We start from the raw sequence: 16,350 nt of genomic DNA, 5'->3' as shown, positions 1-16,350 counted from the left end.
TCGCGAGTTACCATGGCAGGCCATTCCAAATTCAAGAACATTATGCACCGCAAAGGTGCGCAGGATAAGAAGCGTTCGAACCTGTTTTCGAAGCTGAGCCGCGAAATCACCGTCGCGGCCAAGATGGGCGCTGACGATCCGGACATGAACCCGCGTCTGCGGCTGGCGATCAACAACGCCAAGGCGCAGTCGATGCCAAAGGACAATATCCAGCGCGCGATCGACAAGGCGACCGGCGGCGACGAGGAAAACTACGAAGAGGTCCGCTACGAAGGCTATGGCCCCGGCGGCAGCGCGATCATCGTCGAAGCGCTGACCGACAACCGCAACCGCACGGCCACCGCCGTGCGCACGGCGTTTTCCAAGAATGGCGGCAATCTCGGCACCGAGGGCAGCGTTGTCCACGGCTTCGAACGCCTCGGTTTCATCCTCTACCCTGCCGATGCGGGCAGCGAGGACAAGGTGCTCGAAGCCGCGATGGAAGCGGGCGCGGAAGACATCCAGTCGTCCGAAGACGGCCACGAAATCTGGACTGCGGCGGACGATCTCCACCAGGTCGCCAGCGACCTGGAGAAATCGCTGGGCGAGGCCGAGACGGTCAAGCTCGCATGGAAGCCCAACCTCACCGTCGACATGGACGAGAAGGATGCGGGCGTGCTGCTCAAGCTCATCGATGCGCTGGACGACGATGACGACGTCCAGACAGTGTGGGGCAATTACGACATCTCCGACGAGGTGATGGACAAGCTTGACGCATGAGGTTTTTGGTTTGGTGCGCGCCGGACATCCGTCCGTCGCTTGCGGTTCCGGCCCGACTCCCCCTCCCAACCACCCGATCATGGCCCGATACGGTATCGGGTGGTTGGGAGGGGGAGTCGGGCTGGCGCCGAGGTCAGGCGGATGCCTGACCGCACCCGACCAATGACTCTTATCCTCGGCCTCGATCCTTCGCTCAGCTGCACCGGCTGGGGCGTGATCCGGGTCGATGGCTCGCGCATCGCGCATGTCGCGAACGGCCAGGCACCCACGGCGGCCAAGGCACCGATGGCCGAGCGGTTGGCGACACTGCAGGCGGCCATCGCGGAGGTGATCGCTGCTCACCAACCCGATCGGGCGGCGGCGGAGGAAATCTTCGTCAACAAGAACGCGCAATCGACCTTGAAGCTCGCGCAGGCGCGCGGGGCTGTTCTTGCGGCCTGCGGGACGGTAGGCCTGAAGGTGAACGAGCACGCGGCCCGTCTGGTCAAGAAAGCGGTGGTCGGAACGGGCGCGGCGGAGAAGGCGCAAGTTCAGGCCATGCTGAAAGTGCTGCTGCCGGGTGTCGCGCTTGCCGGCGCGGACGCCGCCGATGCGCTGGCGGTCGCGATCGCGGACGCTCATCTCGCGCCCCGCTAGCTTCGCGCACTAGCGGAGCTGGCTATCCTTGGAGCCGCGGCGATTGATTGCGCTGTGGCGCAGGGTACGATCCTCGCCCGATTGGCATTCGACGCATTTGCGCACGCCAGGCACGAGCTCGCGACGCTTTTCCGGAATCGGTTCGCCGCAATCGTCGCAATGGGTCGCGCTCGGCCCGCGGGCGATCCGCGCACGCGCAGCCTCGACGGCGTCGCGCACCGTATCGTCGATCTGGTCCTGTACAGCGCCATCCCGCGCCCATCCGCCTGCCATGTCGCGTCCTTCGTGATTGCGTGGTCCCTGAAAATACAAACGCTGAATACAAACGCTTCGGGGCGATTTTCAGTTCCCGATACGTTCTGCAGCTGTAGAAGGGGGACCATGACGCTCTCGACTAATTGCCCACCCGCGCTAGGGTCCGCGCCATGATTGCGAAACTCACCGGAACGCTTGACGATTTCGGCGCTGACTGGGCGATCGTCGACGTCCAGGGCGTCGGCTATCTTGTCCATTGCTCGGCGCGCACGCTCGAGGCGTTGGGCGCGCGCGGCGACAGCGCGACCGTGTTCACCGATTTGCAGGTCAGCGAAAACGACATGCGACTGCTTGGCTTCGCCGAAGCGTCGGAACGCGACTGGTTCCGCCTGCTGACGCAGGTTCAGGGCGTGGGCAGCAAGGTTGCCCTCGCGATCCTTTCCGCGCTCAACCTCGACGAATTGCGCGATGCCTGCGCCGCGCAGGATGCCGCAATGGTGTCCCGCGCGCAGGGCGTGGGTCCGAAACTGGCGGGCCGAATCGTCAACGAGCTGAAAGACAAGGCCGGCGCACTTCCGGGCGGTGGCGGCATCGCCGGTGTGGCGGCCTCGCCTGCCGGCAGCGCCAGCGCCGATGCGGTGAGCGCCTTGCAGAATCTCGGCTTCAAGCCCGCCGTGGCCGCGCAAGCCGTCGCCCGCGCGCAGGAAGAACTGGGCGATGGTGCGGGCGAGAGCGATCTGATTCGCGTCGCTCTCAAGAAGGCGGCAGGATGACCGAACCCGTCCCCCTCCACACCCCCGACCGACAGCCGGATGATCCCGACGCCGCACTGCGGCCGAAGACGCTGGCCGAGTTTATCGGGCAGGAAGCGGCGCGCGAGAATTTGCGGGTGTTCGTGGAGGCGGCGAAGGCGCGCGAAGAGGCGATGGACCATGTGCTGTTCTTCGGGCCGCCGGGGCTGGGCAAGACCACCCTGGCGCAGATCGTCGCACGCGAACTGGGCGTGGGTTTTCGCGCTTCCTCCGGTCCGGTGATCGCTAAGGCGGGCGATCTCGCCGCGATCCTCACCAATCTCGATGCGCACGACGTGCTGTTCATCGACGAGATCCACCGGCTCAATCCGGTGGTCGAGGAAGTGCTCTATCCCGCAATGGAGGACCGCGCGCTCGATATCATCATCGGCGAGGGGCCGTCGGCGCGCAGTGTGCGGATCGACCTGCCGCCGTTCACGCTGGTGGGTGCAACGACGCGGCAGGGGTTGCTGACCACCCCCTTGCGCGATCGCTTCGGCATTCCGGTGCGGCTCAATTTTTACACCGTCGACGAACTGACCCGCGTGGTGACGCGCGGCGCGGACAAACTCGGCATGGCGATCGACGGCGACGGTGCGCGCGAGATTGCGGGCCGGGCGCGCGGAACGCCGCGCGTGGCCGGGCGCTTGCTGCGGCGGGTGCGCGACTTCGCGCAGGTGAAGAACAGCGGCACCGTGACCCGCTCGGTTGCGGACGAGGCGCTGACGCGTCTCGAGATCGATCGCCTCGGGCTCGATGCGCAGGACAGGCGCTATCTCCGGATGATTGCCGATACCTATAAGGGCGGGCCGGTAGGGGTCGAAACGCTTGCCGCCGGACTGTCCGAACCGCGCGACACGATCGAGGAAGTGATCGAGCCGTTCCTCATCCAGCTTGGCCTCATCGCGCGCACGGCACGCGGACGCTGCCTGAACGAGGGCGGGTGGAAACATCTCGACCTTGCCCCTCCAGCCTTGTCTTCGCGCGACGCTCAGCGAGGCCAGCCCGGGCTGTTCGCCTCCGATGATCAGGACGCTGACTAGGCGAAAATCGTACCAATTTGGGACGAAGCCTGCTATGGCGCTGTCGCTTGGGGTCTGAATCCCGGATCGGGACGAAATGGCAAGGTTAACGCAATTGCGCGTGTGCGTTTACTTTGTCTTTCTGATCCATGACCTAACAAGGCTTGGTCGGTTCATGCCGATTCGAGCCTCGCGGAAAGTACGAGGATAGTATGTCGGTAAAAATGGCCTTGGCGAAACTGGCGGCGGCAGCTGCGGGCGGTGCACTCGTCGGCGGCGGTGCCGTGCATGTTGCGGAAGCGCCCGCCACCGATGCGCCCTCCTACAAATCCGTGAAGGGCCAGAAGGTCAAGCAGGTCAAGCAGGTAAAGCGCCCGATCAAGCGCGCCCGTACCGTGCCGAAGAAAGCCGCGCCTCCGCCGCGCGCACGTGCCATTCCGCCCCGCGATCCTGAACCCGAAACGCAGGTCATCCTGGTGCCCTATGAAACGCCTGTGCCGCGTAGCCGAGCCATGCCTGCAAGCGGCGGCAGCAGCACCCCGATCATTGTCGGTGGATCGTCCGGCGGTGGAGGCTTCGGCGGCGGCTTCTTCGGCGGCTTCCTGGGATCGAGCGGTGGCGGCAGCGTCGTCGTCAACAATGATCTTGGCCAGGGCGATGGCGTCAATATCGATATCGATATCGATAACTCGAATGAGCAGAGCCAGGACCAGCAGCAGGATCAACAACAAGATCAGCAGCAGGAACAGCAACAAGAGCAAAACCAGGATCAGGAACAAAACCAGGATCAGGAACAGGGCCAGGAGCAAGAGCAGGAGCAGACGGGCAACGTCTCGACCAGCGGCGGCTGCATGACCAGCGGTTGCACGCCGCCTCCGCCGCCGCCGCCCCCTCCTCCTCCGCCGCCCTGCACGACCTCGGGCAATTGCACGCCTCCTCCGCCGCCGACTCCGGTGCCCGAGCCGGGCATGATGGGCCTGTTCGGCCTTGCCGCGTTGAGCATGGTCGGGCTGCAGCGCCGCCGTCGCCGCAAGGTCGCCGTGTGCTTCGATATGGATTGAGCTGCCTCAGCCGATCCAGATGCAAAAAGGCCGGGAGCGATCCCGGCCTTTTGTTTGTCAGCTGCAAGTTGCGTCGCGCGCTCAGCGCATCGACAGGCTCCAGGGTTCCTGCCTGTACCATTGGGTGATCACGTATTTGCTCCCCTTTACGACCGGGGTTCCGGCGTGGAACGTGTTGGCGTTGGGAAGGCCGTCGCGCCCCATATTGTTCCAGGTAACGAGCGTACCAGTTTCGGGCGGGATCGGGAGCTCGAGCTCCTTGAAATCGGTCTCGCCGCCGGCTTCGGGCTGGTTGAGGAAGACCATCGCGGTCCATGTGCGTTGCCCACCGCGGCGGCGTTCGGTTTGCCAGTATTCCTGACTTTCGAAGAAGTAGTCGAAGTGGTGCTTGAACTGCTGGCCGACTTCGTAGCGCTGGCCCTGCGTCGTTTCGGCATAGCTGTGGTCTAGGCCGAGAACCGCATCGATCTTCTGCTCGAGCGCGAGCGTTTCGGGTGCTTCGCGATCGAAATAATGCGTCGAGCTTGTGCGAAACCCGTTCACCTCGGTTCCCTTGAACAGGGTCGATGGGCCGACCTTGCGATCGATCGCCTCGCAAATCCGGCGGCATTCGTCGGGCGTCAGAAAACCCGGGACGCGGAACAGGTCGGCTTTGTCGCCGCCCAGATCCTCCGCTTTCGGATTGGCGCGTAGCCTCTCGCGCACTTGGTCGCCGATTTTCGCCAGTTTGGTCGGATCCGCCATCGGATCGCTGCCCGGCTCGGGCTCTCTCGGCGCAGGGGCAGGCGTCGTGGGCGCAAGGAAACTGTCCTGCGCCCCGAACGTGACCTTGATCCGGGAGAAATCGAACATCAGGCGGCAAGCTTCCTCAACACGTAATGGAGGATACCGCCATTGCGATAATAGTCCATTTCGTTTGCGGTATCGATCCGGCACTTGGCGCTGAAGATGAAGGTCGAGCCGTCCTTGCGGGTGACTTCGACTTCGACGTCCGAGCGCGGCTCGAGATTGTCGAGGCCCTTGATCGTGAACGTATCGTCGCCGTTCAGGCCCAGGCTTTCGCGGCCTTCGCCGTCCTGAAACTGCAGGGGCAGCACGCCCATGCCGATCAGATTCGAGCGGTGGATACGCTCGTAGCTTTCCACGATCACGGCACGGACGCCGAGCAGGATCGTGCCCTTGGCCGCCCAGTCGCGGCTGGAGCCGGTGCCGTATTCCTTGCCGCCGATCACGACCAGCGGGGTGCCATCTTCCTTGTGCTTCATCGCCGCGTCGTAGATCGGCATCTGCTCGCCCTTGTAGAGCGTTTCGCCGCCTTCGACACCGGGGACCATTTCGTTCTTGATGCGGATATTGGCGAAGGTGCCGCGCATCATCACTTCATGGTTGCCGCGGCGCGAGCCGTAGGAGTTGAAGTCCGCCTTCGCGACCTGATGCGATTTCAGATATTCGCCTGCTGGGCTGTCTTCCTTGATCGAGCCGGCGGGAGAGATGTGGTCGGTCGTCGTCGAATCCCCCAGGACCGCAAGTGGCTTGGCACCAACGATATCCTCGACCGGCTTCGGCTCCAGTTCCATACCGTCGAAGAAGGGCGGGCTGGCGACGTAGGTCGATCCGGCCTTCCACTGATAGGTGTCGGAGCCGACGACGTTGATCTTCTGCCAGTGCTCGTCGCCCTTGTAGACGTCAGCGTAACGCTTCTCGAACATACCGCGGTCGATATTGGCAGCCCGGTGATCGGCGATTTCCTGATTGGTCGGCCACAGGTCCTTGAGGAAAACATCGTTGCCGTCACGATCTTGGCCGAGCGGTTCGTCGACCATGTCGGTCGTAACGGTGCCCTTGAGCGCATAGGCGACGACCAGCGGCGGGCTGGCGAGGAAGTTTGCGCGCACGTCGGGGCTCACGCGGCCTTCGAAGTTGCGGTTGCCCGAGAGGACCGAAGCCGCAACGATGTCGTTGGAATTGATCGCATTGCTGATCGGCGGGGCGAGCGGGCCCGAATTGCCGATGCAGGTGGTGCAGCCGTAGCCAACGAGATCGAAACCGATCTTGTCGAGGCTCGCCTGGAGGCCGGACTTGACGAGGTAATCGGTGACCACCTGCGATCCGGGCGCGAGGCTGGTCTTGACCCACGGCTTGGGCGTCATGCCCCTGGCCACCGCCTTTTCGGCGACCAGACCGGCGGCGATCAGCACATCGGGGTTGGACGTGTTCGTGCACGAGGTGATCGCGGCGATCACGACATCGCCATCGCCGATATCGTGGTCCTTGCCGTCGACATCGACGCGGTGCGGCTTGTCCTTGTTGTAGAGCGTCTTGAGGTCCGAATTGAACAGCTCGTCGACTTCGGGAAGGATCACGCGGTCCTGCGGGCGCTTGGGCCCGGCGAGCGATGGAACGACCTTGCCCAGATCGAGCTGCAGCGTTTCGGAGAACACCGGCTCGTTGTCCGGCTCGAACCACATGCCCTGCGCGCGCGAATAGGCTTCGACCAGTTCGATCTGGTGTTCGTCGCGGCCGGTAAGGCGGAGGTAGTCGAGGGTTTTTTCGTCGATCCCGAAGAAGCCGCAGGTCGCGCCGTATTCGGGCGCCATGTTGGCGATCGTCGCACGATCGGCGAGCGAAAGATTGGATACGCCCGGGCCATAGAATTCTACGAAGCTGCCCACGACGCCGACTTCGCGCAGCATCTGCACACAGGTCAGCACAAGGTCGGTCGCGGTGACGCCTTCGGCGAGCTTGCCGTCGAGCCTGAAGCCGACGACGCGCGGGATCAGCATCGAGATCGGCTGGCCGAGCATGGCAGCTTCGGCTTCGATCCCGCCAACGCCCCAGCCCAGCACGCCCAGGCCGTTGATCATAGTGGTGTGGCTATCGGTGCCGACACAGGTATCGGGGTAGGCGGTCAGCTTGCCGTCCGGGCCTTCGCTCGACCATACGCCGCGGCCGATGTGCTCGAGGTTCACCTGGTGGCAGATGCCGGTGCCCGGAGGCACGGCGGAGAAGTTCTCGAAGCTCTTCGAGCCCCATTTGAGGAAGTCGTAGCGTTCCTCGTTGCGCTGGTATTCGAGCTCGACGTTCTGTTCGAACGCCTTGGGGTGGCCGAATTCGTCGACCATCACCGAGTGGTCGATCACGAGGTTGACGGGAACCTGAGGATTGATCTTGGCGGTGTCGCCGCCAAGCTTCGAAATCGCGTCGCGCATCGCGGCGAGATCGACGACGCAGGGCACGCCGGTGAAATCCTGCAACAGCACGCGCGCCGGGCGATACTGGATCTCGTCACCGGTGGTCGGGTTCTTGACCCAATCGACGATCTTCTGCGCGTGATCGGTGGAAACGGTGTGTCCGCCATCCTCGAACCGCAGCATGTTTTCCAGCAGGACCTTGAGGCTGAACGGCAGTTTGGAAACATCGCCGAGTTTCTCGCCTGCCGTAGCGAGCGAATAATAGGCGTATTCCTTGCCCGCGACATCAAGCGTTGTGCGAGTGCCGAGCGTGTCCTGGCCGACCTGGGTCATGCGTGTTGTTTCCCTGTATGTAATCTTGCGCTCGCGCGAGGGGCGAAAGCGGCGGAAATGTGTGGCTGCGCGATGCGCGCAGTCACCTAGAAAATCAAGGGGAGAGCCCTTTTGTTCCGGTTTAGACAAGCGCCTGTTCGGGCCGCTTGCGCCGTGTCGCGATCCAGCAGCCCGTCACGATCAAGGCTACGCCTGCGATCGTGGTCGGCGGAACGGCCTCGCGAAAGAAGAGCCATCCGAAGATGCTCGCCCAGATAAATCCCGAATATTCCATCGGAACAAGCACCTGTGCCTCCTCTCGAGCGTAGGCCCAGGCAAGCGCGGCAGCGCCGACCACAGTCAGCAGCGCGGCGCAGGCGAGATCGGTCCACACCGGGGGCGCCGGCAGACTGAGAAAAAACGGGGCACCCAGCGCGAGAACGAGTCCGCCCACCCCGCTATGGAAGGCGGAAATCTCGAGTGGGCCCGCGACCTGCGCCTGCTGGCGACCGAGCACCAGGTTATAGGCATAAAGCAGGGCGGAGACCCCGATTGCAGCGAGACCCCAGGCGGCATCCTCGGTCATCCGCTCGCGCCCGATGCGTCCGCCGACGATCACCAGCGTTCCGGCAAGCCCCAGCAGAGCGGCCCAGATCGCTTCGCGCCGGACACTCTCCTTCAGGATCAGCGCGGCAAGATAAAGCGAGATGATCGGCGCAAAGAACGAGATCGCAATCGCTTCGGCGATCGGCAGCTTGGTGAGCGCGTAGAAGAAGGTCAGCGACATGAATGCGGTCACGAAACCGCGGATTACATGAAACCGTCGCGCGGTCCGCCCGGGCCATCGGCCCCCGGCCGCAAGCCAGACCGGTGTCGCCATCGCAAACCCGAGCGCATAGCGTAGTGTCGCCGCGCTATAGGCCCCGATCGCGAGCGCCGCGCTCTTCATGAAGGCGTCCATCAGCGAGAGGCAGGCGACGCCGGCCAGCGCGGCGAAGACGGGAAACAAATGAGGCGCGCGTAACGACATCGCGTGTCCCATGCGCGGCGAAATGCAGTGGCACAAGCGCGCCGTCCGCGCCAATTCAGTTCCGCGACAGCAAGTGGGGTGCTATACAGGGGCCATATTCAGGCATCGGTGTGCCTGCCTCGGGGACCCATTATGACTTTGAAATCCGCCCTTTCCTTCGGTGCCGCCATGGCGCTTGCACTTCCCGCGACGCTTGCCGCGCAAACCGCCGAGCCGGAAAACGTGCTGCCCCAGCAAGCCGCTCCTGCCCCGAAGGCCGTTCAGCAGACAGGCCAGGATGCCCCCGACATCGAAGAAACATCTCAGGCGGTGGTGCAGGAAATCCCGCCCGAAGCCGATCCCAATCCGGTCGGCGAATGGTCGCAGGCCGATGCGCGCGCGCTGCTCACCGTGGTAGAGGGGATCGGCGATGAAGGCCTGATGCCGTCGGACTACTTCCCGCTCGAACTGGGCGCGGCGATCGATGCCGGACCGGGCGATGAACTCAACGCGCTGGCGAGCAAGGTGTTCGTATATCTGGTCGAGGACCTGCGCGACGGACGCACCCCGATGGATGCACGTCGCCAGTGGTTCGTGGTCGATCCCGATCCCGATCTCATCCCCACCTTCACGGTCATGGAAGCCGCGCTTGAAAGCGGCGATATCGCCGGAGAACTGGCCAAGCTTGCGCCCGAGCATCGCGATTATGCCGCACTCAAGGCCGAACTGGCAAAGACCAAGGATGCAAAGAAGCGCAAGCTGATCAGGGCGAACCTCGATCGCTGGCGCTGGTTGCCGCGCGATCTCGGCCGGTTCTATCTCCTTACGAACGTGCCCGAATACAAATTGCGCGTTACAGTCGGCGACAAGGTGCTGTTCAATTACCGGACGATTGTCGGCAAGCCCGGCCGCACCGCCACTCCGCAGCTGGCCGAAACGGTTCAGGGTGTGGTATTCAATCCGACCTGGACGGTGCCGCAATCGATCGTGAAGGGCGAAGGCCTGGGCGCGAAGGTGCTCGGAAATCCGGGTTGGGCCAAGGCCAATGGCTACACCGCTTCCAAAAGCGAGAATGGCTTTATTACGGTTGTCCAGCAGCCGGGCGCGGGCAATTCGCTCGGGCGGATGAAGCTCGACATGCCTAATCCTCACGCGATCTTCATCCACGATACGCCTGCCAAGAGCTTGTTCGGGCGCGACATGCGCGCGCTGAGCCATGGCTGCATCCGCACCGAACATGCCGACGAACTCGCGATCACGATGGCGATCGCCGGCAAGGGCGCGACCAAGGAAGAAGCGATCGAAATCGCGGCCTCGGGCAAATACACCAAGGTCGCGCTCGAGCGGAAATGGCCGGTTTACATCACCTATTTCACCATGGGCACCGATGTGGACGGCAAGATGAAGACGTTCGGCGATATCTATGATCGCGATGCGCCGGTCCTCGCCAGCCTCGATGCCGCCCGCGTCGGCAATCGCGCGCGCGAAACCGATGAGGAAGTGGTCGCGATCGAGCAGCCGGGAGCCTAGTTTCCCGGCCGCCGGGCGGCCATCCCTCGTCAGTACACTCCGGGATTGTCCCGTTGTTCGTCGCGAGGCGGATCGTCCTGCAGGATCTCGGCCTGCTGCCAGGGCGGGATCACTTTTTCGCCATCGTGGCCGATTCCATAGCTGTCGGCGAGCAGCAGCTTGCCGCCGGCCAGATGCAGGCGCGCCTCGTCGAAATCGGCCGGGTCCATGGCGAAGCAGCCGTTCGAGCGTCCGAGCCGCCCCCAGCGTTCGACATGGCTTTCGCGCGCATACCTAGCCTGGTGCATGACGATCGCCCGGTCGAGCGCATTGGAATTGGTGTCGTCGAGTCCATCGAGGCGGATGGAGACGCCGTAGCGCCCCTCATACCATCCGCGGGTGAAATAGGCGCCGCGGCTGGTGGCGTTCGAACCCTCGACATTGGAAAACCATTTGAGCCAGCCATCGTGCTGCGGGTCCGATCCGGTGCCATGGGCGCAGAGGTAGGAGCGGACGCGGTTGTTGTCGAAATCGACGAAGTGCAGCCGCGGATGCGCCGAGTGCACGCCGAAATCGGCGACGCCGACCACATCGCGGTGCCACAGGATATTGCCGTGCTTGGCGAGGCCTTCCTCGGCGATCGCGAAGAGTTTGCGGTCGCGCGCCGAGAGGCTCGCCGTCTGCGCGGCAAGGCGTGCGGGAAGCGCCAGGGCAGTGCCCAGCGCTATTCCCGCTCCGATGAATTGGCGTCGATCCATAGACCGGCACCATAGCAGAGCGGACGCTGAGTAAACACTGAACGCGATACGCCCGGCCTCGCTTGCGCCGAAACGAGCATCCGATCAGCGCGTCCAGTGCCCTGAAGCCTTCGATGCTCGGTGCTCTACTGACCCATGCACTGGCGGGCCGATGCGATCTGGGTGTCGCGGATCTTGCCCATCGCGCTGCGCATTGTGCTTTGCATCTCGCTGCGATCCACCCCGATCCGCTCGGCCAGTTCCTCGTCATCGATGCCCTTTTCGGTCTGGGCGATCTTGCCGAGAAGTTCCTTCTCTTCCGCATCGAGCGAATCGAACGCCTTGTCGATCATGCAGGTGCATTCGCCATCGGTCAGGCGTCCCGAAGCGCTGCTGATGCAGCTGTCGATCGCTTCCTGTTTAGCCTGCTCGAAACCGGAACTGCATCCCGCCAGTGCGACCGCGAATGCGAGGCCTGTAACTTTCACAATCTTCATCGTCTTGCCTCCTCGATCCCAAACCTGCGCACCAGGTGTATCAAAAGACACTGACGAAACCTGTCAAGCACCCGGCGGCGGCGCGTATCGTTCGAGTTCGGCATAAATCGCATCCTCGCTGCGGCTCGCGGCATTGCGCCAACCGCGGGCGGTTTCGGGATTGAGCAGCGTGCCCTCGGCGTCGACGACGAACACGGTCGGCGTGCCTTCGACGGGATCGATCCCGAAGCGGCGGACGACCCCGAGGTTGCGCCCTTCGCCCGCTTGCGGGTTGCCGACATCGACGAACACGATCTCGAATGCGCGGTTCGCCAGGGCCTGGAAACGTGGCGTATCGAGCCATCCGGCAAAGGCACGGCTGTCGTGGCACCAGTTCGCCCCGAGCGCGACGATCACCCGCTTGCCATTGCCTTCCGCCCTGTCGAGCGCCGCATCGACTTCGGCCATCGCGTCGGCAGAGGCGTCGTAGCTGGCCGCTTCGGGATGGCGCGAGGCGGATGCGGGCGGAACGCTTGCGCAGCCGCTGAGAAGCGCGATCGCTGCCAGCGTCGGCGCAAACCTCACTCGGCGGCTACCGCATCGGCGTTTCCGGCATCGCTCATTTCGTCCTCGATCTGGGCGGCGCGCTGTTCGACGAGGTCGACGATGTGATCGAGCATGTCGCCCGACTGCACGTGGTGATCGGTGACGCCCGAGAGGTAGACCATGTGCTTGCCATTGCCACCGCCGGTGATGCCGATATCGGTCTCGCGCGCTTCGCCGGGTCCGTTGACGACACAGCCGAGCACAGAGAGGCTCATCGGTGTCTTGATGTGCTGGAGCCGTTCTTCGAGCGCCTGCACGGTGCGGATCACGTCGAAGCCCTGCCGCGCGCAACTGGGGCACGAGATGACGCGGACGCCGCGGGTCCTGAGGCCCAGCGCTTTAAGGATTTCGAAGCCGACGCGCACTTCCTCTTCGGGTTCGGCAGACAGCGACACGCGGATCGTGTCGCCGATCCCGGCCCACAGCAGGTTGCCGATGCCGATCGAGCTCTTGACCGTCCCGCCGATCAACCCGCCCGCTTCGGTGATGCCGAGATGGAGCGGGCAATCGACCGCTTCGGCAAGCCCGTGATAGGCGGCGACGGCGAGGAACACGTCGCTGGCCTTCACCGCGACCTTGTATTCGTGGAAGTCGTGGTCCTCCAGCAGCTTGATGTGATCGAGCGCGCTCTCGATCAGCGCTTCGGGGCAGGGCTCGCCGTACTTCTCGAGCAGGTCCTTTTCGAGGCTGCCGGCATTGACGCCGATGCGGATCGCGCAGCCATTGGCCTTCGCCGCGCGGACGACTTCGGCCACGCGTTCGCTTGAGCCGATATTGCCCGGATTGATCCGCAGGCAGGCCGCGCCCTTGTCGGCGGCTTCCAATGCGCGTTTGTAGTGGAAGTGGATATCGGCGACGATCGGGATGGTCGCCGCCTTCACGATCTCGTCGAAGTGTTCGGTCGCATCGGCCGTGGGGCACGATACGCGGATGATGTCCGCGCCCGCATCCTCGCAGCGGCGGATCTGGTCGATCGTGGCGCCGACATCCTCGGTCGGGGTGTTGGTCATCGTCTGCACAGTGATCGGCGCATCTCCGCCGACCGGCACGCTGCCGACCATGATCTGGCGGGACTGGCGGCGTTCGATCGTGCGCCAGGGACGGATATCGTTCAGACTCATAGGCTCAAACCTGAAGCATGGACCGGGTGTGACACAGTCCAGAGGAGAAAAAATCGCGTGGGCTGCACGCCATCGCAGCGCCGATATGGGCGCGATATGGCACGATTGCGACAGTCCGGTGCATGCCGTGCATCCCTAGCAGGTCTGCACGGCTTAGGAAAACGCCTGTGAGGCCGTGCGCCTAGAAGGTCGCGGCGATCGAGAAGGCCAGCACATCGGCATTGCCGGTGCTGTTCGACCGGGTAACCGTCGTCGTCTGCGCCGCGGTGCCGCCGTAATACACGTTCGTGCGTGCGATCGGCTCGCTCGAAACGAAGACGTGGCTGTAGGCGAGGTTCACGGCCAGATGGTCGCCGAGAGCGTAGGTCGCTCCCATGCTCGCCCAGACACGATCGCCATCGGGCACGCGGGTCGAACGGAAGGTGTCGCCGACAGGGCTTTCATCCCACATCGTACCGGCGCGCAAAGTCAGCTTCTCCGAGACATCGTATTCGCCGCCCGCTGCGATCGACATGCTGTCGGCGTAGTTCTGGGGACTGCTGGTCGGCGGGAAGCCGGGCGCGACGAAATCGAGGCGATCGAAATCGCTCCAGTCGTAGAACCGCGCCGTGGCATAGCCGCGCCATCGGCCACCGGGATCGAGCGCCGCCGACAGCGTAAAGATGTCGGGCATGGTGATCGGCGTCGTCGCATCGTACTCGCCGTTGAGCGGGGCAAGCGGCCCGCCGAGATTTGTCACGTCGAGCGTGCCTTCGAGCGTGTGCTTCACCTGCGAACGGTAGTGCGCGCCGAAGCGCACGGCACCGGCCTTGACCAGCGCGCCGACGTTGAAGCCGACGGAAATGTCGTCGCCGCCGATTTCCAGCCGGCCATCGGGCGCGGCCGGCGAAGGGTTGGGCAGCGCGTTGGCGAGCGTGGCGTCGATGTACTGGACATCGACTCCGCCGCCGATCGAGACATTGTCCGACAGTTTGATCGCGACGCTCGGCTGCACGTTGAGGGTGAGGAGATCGGCGTCGAGCGCATCGTAGCGGCCGAAGAACCCGTCTTCATACCCCGAGGAAACGCCGAACGGGCTGCTGACCCCGAGGCCGACCCACACCCGTTCGCTCACTTGCGCACTGGCATAGAAGCTGGGGACCGGGATCGGCTGGTCGAACGGATTGCCGCCCTCGCTGCCGGTGACGGGGAAGGTGCCCGCGACGCCCGGATAGGTGCGGGTGCTGCCGGTGTTCTCCTGCCTCGCATCGACGAACAGCAATTGTCCGCCGCCTTCGATCGTGATCCCGCCGAGCTCGGTCATCCCGGCCGGATTGAAGAAAATGGTCGCAGCACTGTCGGCAGCGGACGCTTCGCCCGAATAGGCGCGCCCGGCCTCCTTGGCGGATTGCTCCTGCACATAGAAACCGCCGGCCAGAGCGGGCGTGGTCGAAAGCGCGCTGGTCAGCGCAAGCGCGGCGATAATGGATTTGTCCGTCTTCATGGTTGGCGCTTTCTGCCAAATTGAATCGCGAAACAACCACTTAAAAAGTGCCCTTTGATTGGCGACCGGCTTGTTGCTTTTGCGCATCACGGGATTGCCAAGCGACACCGCCTCGGCAAGATGCAACCGATGAACGCACCCGACCCGACCGCCGAGCCATCGGCCGAAGACGACGCCGACGGCCCGCTGCTGTTCGGCAGGGTGCTCGACGGCAAGGGCGGGGCCCGCCCGATCAGCTGGGACGAGGCGCAATATTGGGAGCCGCAGCATCCCGAGGAAGTCATGTGGGTGCATCTGTGCCGCGACCGCCCCGGCGTGATCGAATGGCTGCGCGATACGCGCGCCCTGCCCGAGCCGACCTGGGAATTGCTTGTATCCGACCGCACCCGCCCACGCGCGTTTCGCGAAGGCGGTGCACTCGTCGCCACGCTGCGGGGGATCAATTTCAATCCCGGTGCCGAGCCCGAAGACATGGTCTCGATGCAGATGTGGTGCGACGGCGCGCGATTGATCACGTTGCGCAGAATTCCGCTGCAGACGCCGCGCCGGATCCTGCGGGCGATCGATGCGGGCGACGGACCGACCGATTGCGGCGCGATCGTGACCGAACTGGCCGAGCAATTGGTCACGCGAATGAACGCTGCGATCGTCGAGATGAACGATCATATCGACACGCTCGAGGATTCCGATCCCGAAGAAGACGCCGAAGGGATGCTCGAACAGATCACGCTGATCCGGCGCAATTGCCTGGCGCTGAAACGCCACATGGCGCCGCAGCATGTTGCACTCGAGGCGATCAGCCGCGAGGCACCTGCCTGGTTCGAGGATCACGATCGCCGAGAAATTGCCGAAACGATCGACCGGCTGCGCCGCTACCTCGACGATATCGATATTTCGAAAGAAAGCGCGATGGTGATGCAGGACGAACTGCGCGCCCGCTCGCTCGCGGCCAATGAACGCGCGACGTACATGCTCACGATCGTGGCCGGGATCTTCCTGCCGCTCGGCTTCCTGACCGGGCTGTTCGGAATCAATGTCGGCGGGATGCCGGGGCTCAACGATCCCGATGCGTTCTGGGAAGTCGTGGCCCTGTGCGGCGGGATCATGTTTGGGCTGTTTTTCCTGTTTCGGAAACTGCGCTGGTTATGATCAGCACTACGGTGCTGGTCACTTTTCCAAGTCCAGAACCGCGATGGCCTGGGGCAGGGCGTCCTTGAGCTGGGCGATCAGCTGCTTGCACTCCTCGTCCCGCCCCTCTTCCAGACAGACCAGCGCATCGGCCATCTTGCGGTCGATCGCGTGCAGCATGTGGGTGCAATTGCTGGCCGAATGCATCAGCCGCTCTATTCGCTCTTCATGTGTCATGCTGTCCCCCGCGTTCG

The 16,350-nt window shown here is 63.9% G+C and carries 17 protein-coding genes; 7 read left to right on the top strand and 10 right to left on the bottom strand.

What is annotated here, in order from left to right; all coding sequences use genetic code 11:
- The first annotated feature begins 12 nt into the window (after positions 1 to 12).
- Both GRI68_RS10530 and ruvC read left to right on the top strand, forming a co-directional pair.
- Positions 13 to 759: a YebC/PmpR family DNA-binding transcriptional regulator gene (locus GRI68_RS10530; RefSeq protein WP_160617200.1), complete on the top strand. Its 747-nt coding sequence runs from the start codon at positions 13 to 15 to the stop codon at positions 757 to 759.
- A 162-nt stretch (positions 760 to 921) separates the two neighbouring features.
- Positions 922 to 1,395, top strand: coding sequence for a crossover junction endodeoxyribonuclease RuvC (ruvC, locus tag GRI68_RS10525; RefSeq protein ID WP_160617199.1), 474 nt, complete (start codon positions 922 to 924; stop codon positions 1,393 to 1,395).
- Between the two features lie 9 nt (positions 1,396 to 1,404).
- On the opposite strand, the gene GRI68_RS10520 is transcribed toward ruvC, so the two are convergent.
- Complete coding sequence (locus GRI68_RS10520; RefSeq protein WP_160617198.1) at positions 1,405 to 1,668, bottom strand: DksA/TraR family C4-type zinc finger protein; 264 nt, start codon at positions 1,666 to 1,668, stop codon at positions 1,405 to 1,407.
- A 152-nt stretch (positions 1,669 to 1,820) separates the two neighbouring features.
- Between GRI68_RS10520 and ruvA the strand changes: the two genes are divergently transcribed.
- The 3 genes from ruvA to GRI68_RS10505 all read left to right on the top strand — a co-directional run bounded on the left by ruvA (position 1,821) and on the right by GRI68_RS10505 (position 4,524).
- Complete coding sequence (gene ruvA / locus GRI68_RS10515; RefSeq protein ID WP_160617197.1) at positions 1,821 to 2,423, top strand: Holliday junction branch migration protein RuvA; 603 nt, start codon at positions 1,821 to 1,823, stop codon at positions 2,421 to 2,423.
- On the top strand, positions 2,420 to 3,484 hold the full coding sequence (gene ruvB, locus GRI68_RS10510; protein ID WP_160617196.1) for a Holliday junction branch migration DNA helicase RuvB: 1,065 nt from the start codon (positions 2,420 to 2,422) through the stop codon (positions 3,482 to 3,484). The genes ruvA and ruvB overlap by 4 nt, the downstream gene beginning before the upstream one ends.
- 191 nt (positions 3,485 to 3,675) lie before the next feature.
- Positions 3,676 to 4,524: a PEP-CTERM sorting domain-containing protein gene (locus GRI68_RS10505; RefSeq protein ID WP_160617195.1), complete on the top strand. Its 849-nt coding sequence runs from the start codon at positions 3,676 to 3,678 to the stop codon at positions 4,522 to 4,524.
- 81 nt (positions 4,525 to 4,605) lie between these two features.
- On the opposite strand, the gene GRI68_RS10500 is transcribed toward GRI68_RS10505, so the two are convergent.
- From GRI68_RS10500 to GRI68_RS10490, 3 genes are all read right to left on the bottom strand, one after another.
- Complete coding sequence (locus GRI68_RS10500; protein ID WP_234028778.1) at positions 4,606 to 5,376, bottom strand: prolyl hydroxylase family protein; 771 nt, start codon at positions 5,374 to 5,376, stop codon at positions 4,606 to 4,608.
- On the bottom strand, positions 5,376 to 8,048 hold the full coding sequence (acnA, locus tag GRI68_RS10495; RefSeq protein WP_160617194.1) for an aconitate hydratase AcnA: 2,673 nt from the start codon (positions 8,046 to 8,048) through the stop codon (positions 5,376 to 5,378). The genes GRI68_RS10500 and acnA overlap by 1 nt, the downstream gene beginning before the upstream one ends.
- A gap of 121 nt (positions 8,049 to 8,169) precedes the next feature.
- Positions 8,170 to 9,057 (bottom strand): DMT family transporter, encoded by an 888-nt coding sequence (locus tag GRI68_RS10490; protein ID WP_160617193.1) that lies wholly within the window; start codon positions 9,055 to 9,057, stop codon positions 8,170 to 8,172.
- A 132-nt stretch (positions 9,058 to 9,189) separates the two neighbouring features.
- Here GRI68_RS10490 and GRI68_RS10485 point away from each other — a divergent pair, with 132 nt between their 5' ends.
- Positions 9,190 to 10,566: a L,D-transpeptidase family protein gene (locus GRI68_RS10485; RefSeq protein ID WP_160617192.1), complete on the top strand. Its 1,377-nt coding sequence runs from the start codon at positions 9,190 to 9,192 to the stop codon at positions 10,564 to 10,566.
- Positions 10,567 to 10,595: 29 nt separating this feature from the next.
- On the opposite strand, the gene GRI68_RS10480 is transcribed toward GRI68_RS10485, so the two are convergent.
- From GRI68_RS10480 to GRI68_RS10460, 5 genes are all read right to left on the bottom strand, one after another.
- A complete protein-coding gene (locus GRI68_RS10480; RefSeq protein WP_160617191.1) occupies positions 10,596 to 11,303 on the bottom strand; it encodes a murein L,D-transpeptidase catalytic domain-containing protein in 708 nt (235 codons plus the stop codon).
- Positions 11,304 to 11,428: 125 nt separating this feature from the next.
- A complete protein-coding gene (locus GRI68_RS10475; protein ID WP_160617190.1) occupies positions 11,429 to 11,779 on the bottom strand; it encodes a hypothetical protein in 351 nt (116 codons plus the stop codon).
- Between the two features lie 63 nt (positions 11,780 to 11,842).
- Positions 11,843 to 12,343, bottom strand: coding sequence for a thioredoxin family protein (locus GRI68_RS10470; protein WP_160617189.1), 501 nt, complete (start codon positions 12,341 to 12,343; stop codon positions 11,843 to 11,845).
- Positions 12,340 to 13,479, bottom strand: a complete 1,140-nt coding sequence (gene ispG, locus GRI68_RS10465; protein WP_160617952.1) for a flavodoxin-dependent (E)-4-hydroxy-3-methylbut-2-enyl-diphosphate synthase — start codon at positions 13,477 to 13,479, stop codon at positions 12,340 to 12,342. The genes GRI68_RS10470 and ispG overlap by 4 nt, the downstream gene beginning before the upstream one ends.
- Positions 13,480 to 13,666: 187 nt before the next feature.
- Positions 13,667 to 14,968: an OmpP1/FadL family transporter gene (locus GRI68_RS10460; RefSeq protein WP_160617188.1), complete on the bottom strand. Its 1,302-nt coding sequence runs from the start codon at positions 14,966 to 14,968 to the stop codon at positions 13,667 to 13,669.
- Between the two features lie 129 nt (positions 14,969 to 15,097).
- Here GRI68_RS10460 and GRI68_RS10455 point away from each other — a divergent pair, with 129 nt between their 5' ends.
- Positions 15,098 to 16,117: a zinc transporter ZntB gene (locus GRI68_RS10455; RefSeq protein ID WP_160617187.1), complete on the top strand. Its 1,020-nt coding sequence runs from the start codon at positions 15,098 to 15,100 to the stop codon at positions 16,115 to 16,117.
- A gap of 18 nt (positions 16,118 to 16,135) precedes the next feature.
- Here GRI68_RS10455 and GRI68_RS10450 read toward each other — a convergent pair whose 3' ends face one another.
- On the bottom strand, positions 16,136 to 16,333 hold the full coding sequence (locus GRI68_RS10450; RefSeq protein WP_160617186.1) for a hypothetical protein: 198 nt from the start codon (positions 16,331 to 16,333) through the stop codon (positions 16,136 to 16,138).
- Positions 16,334 to 16,350 lie beyond the last annotated feature (17 nt).

The organism is Alteriqipengyuania halimionae (assembly GCF_009827575.1).
Lineage (GTDB): Bacteria > Pseudomonadota > Alphaproteobacteria > Sphingomonadales > Sphingomonadaceae > Alteriqipengyuania_A > Alteriqipengyuania_A halimionae.
Note: the sequence above shows the minus strand (reverse complement) of the source record. Positions and strands in the feature narration are given on the sequence as shown.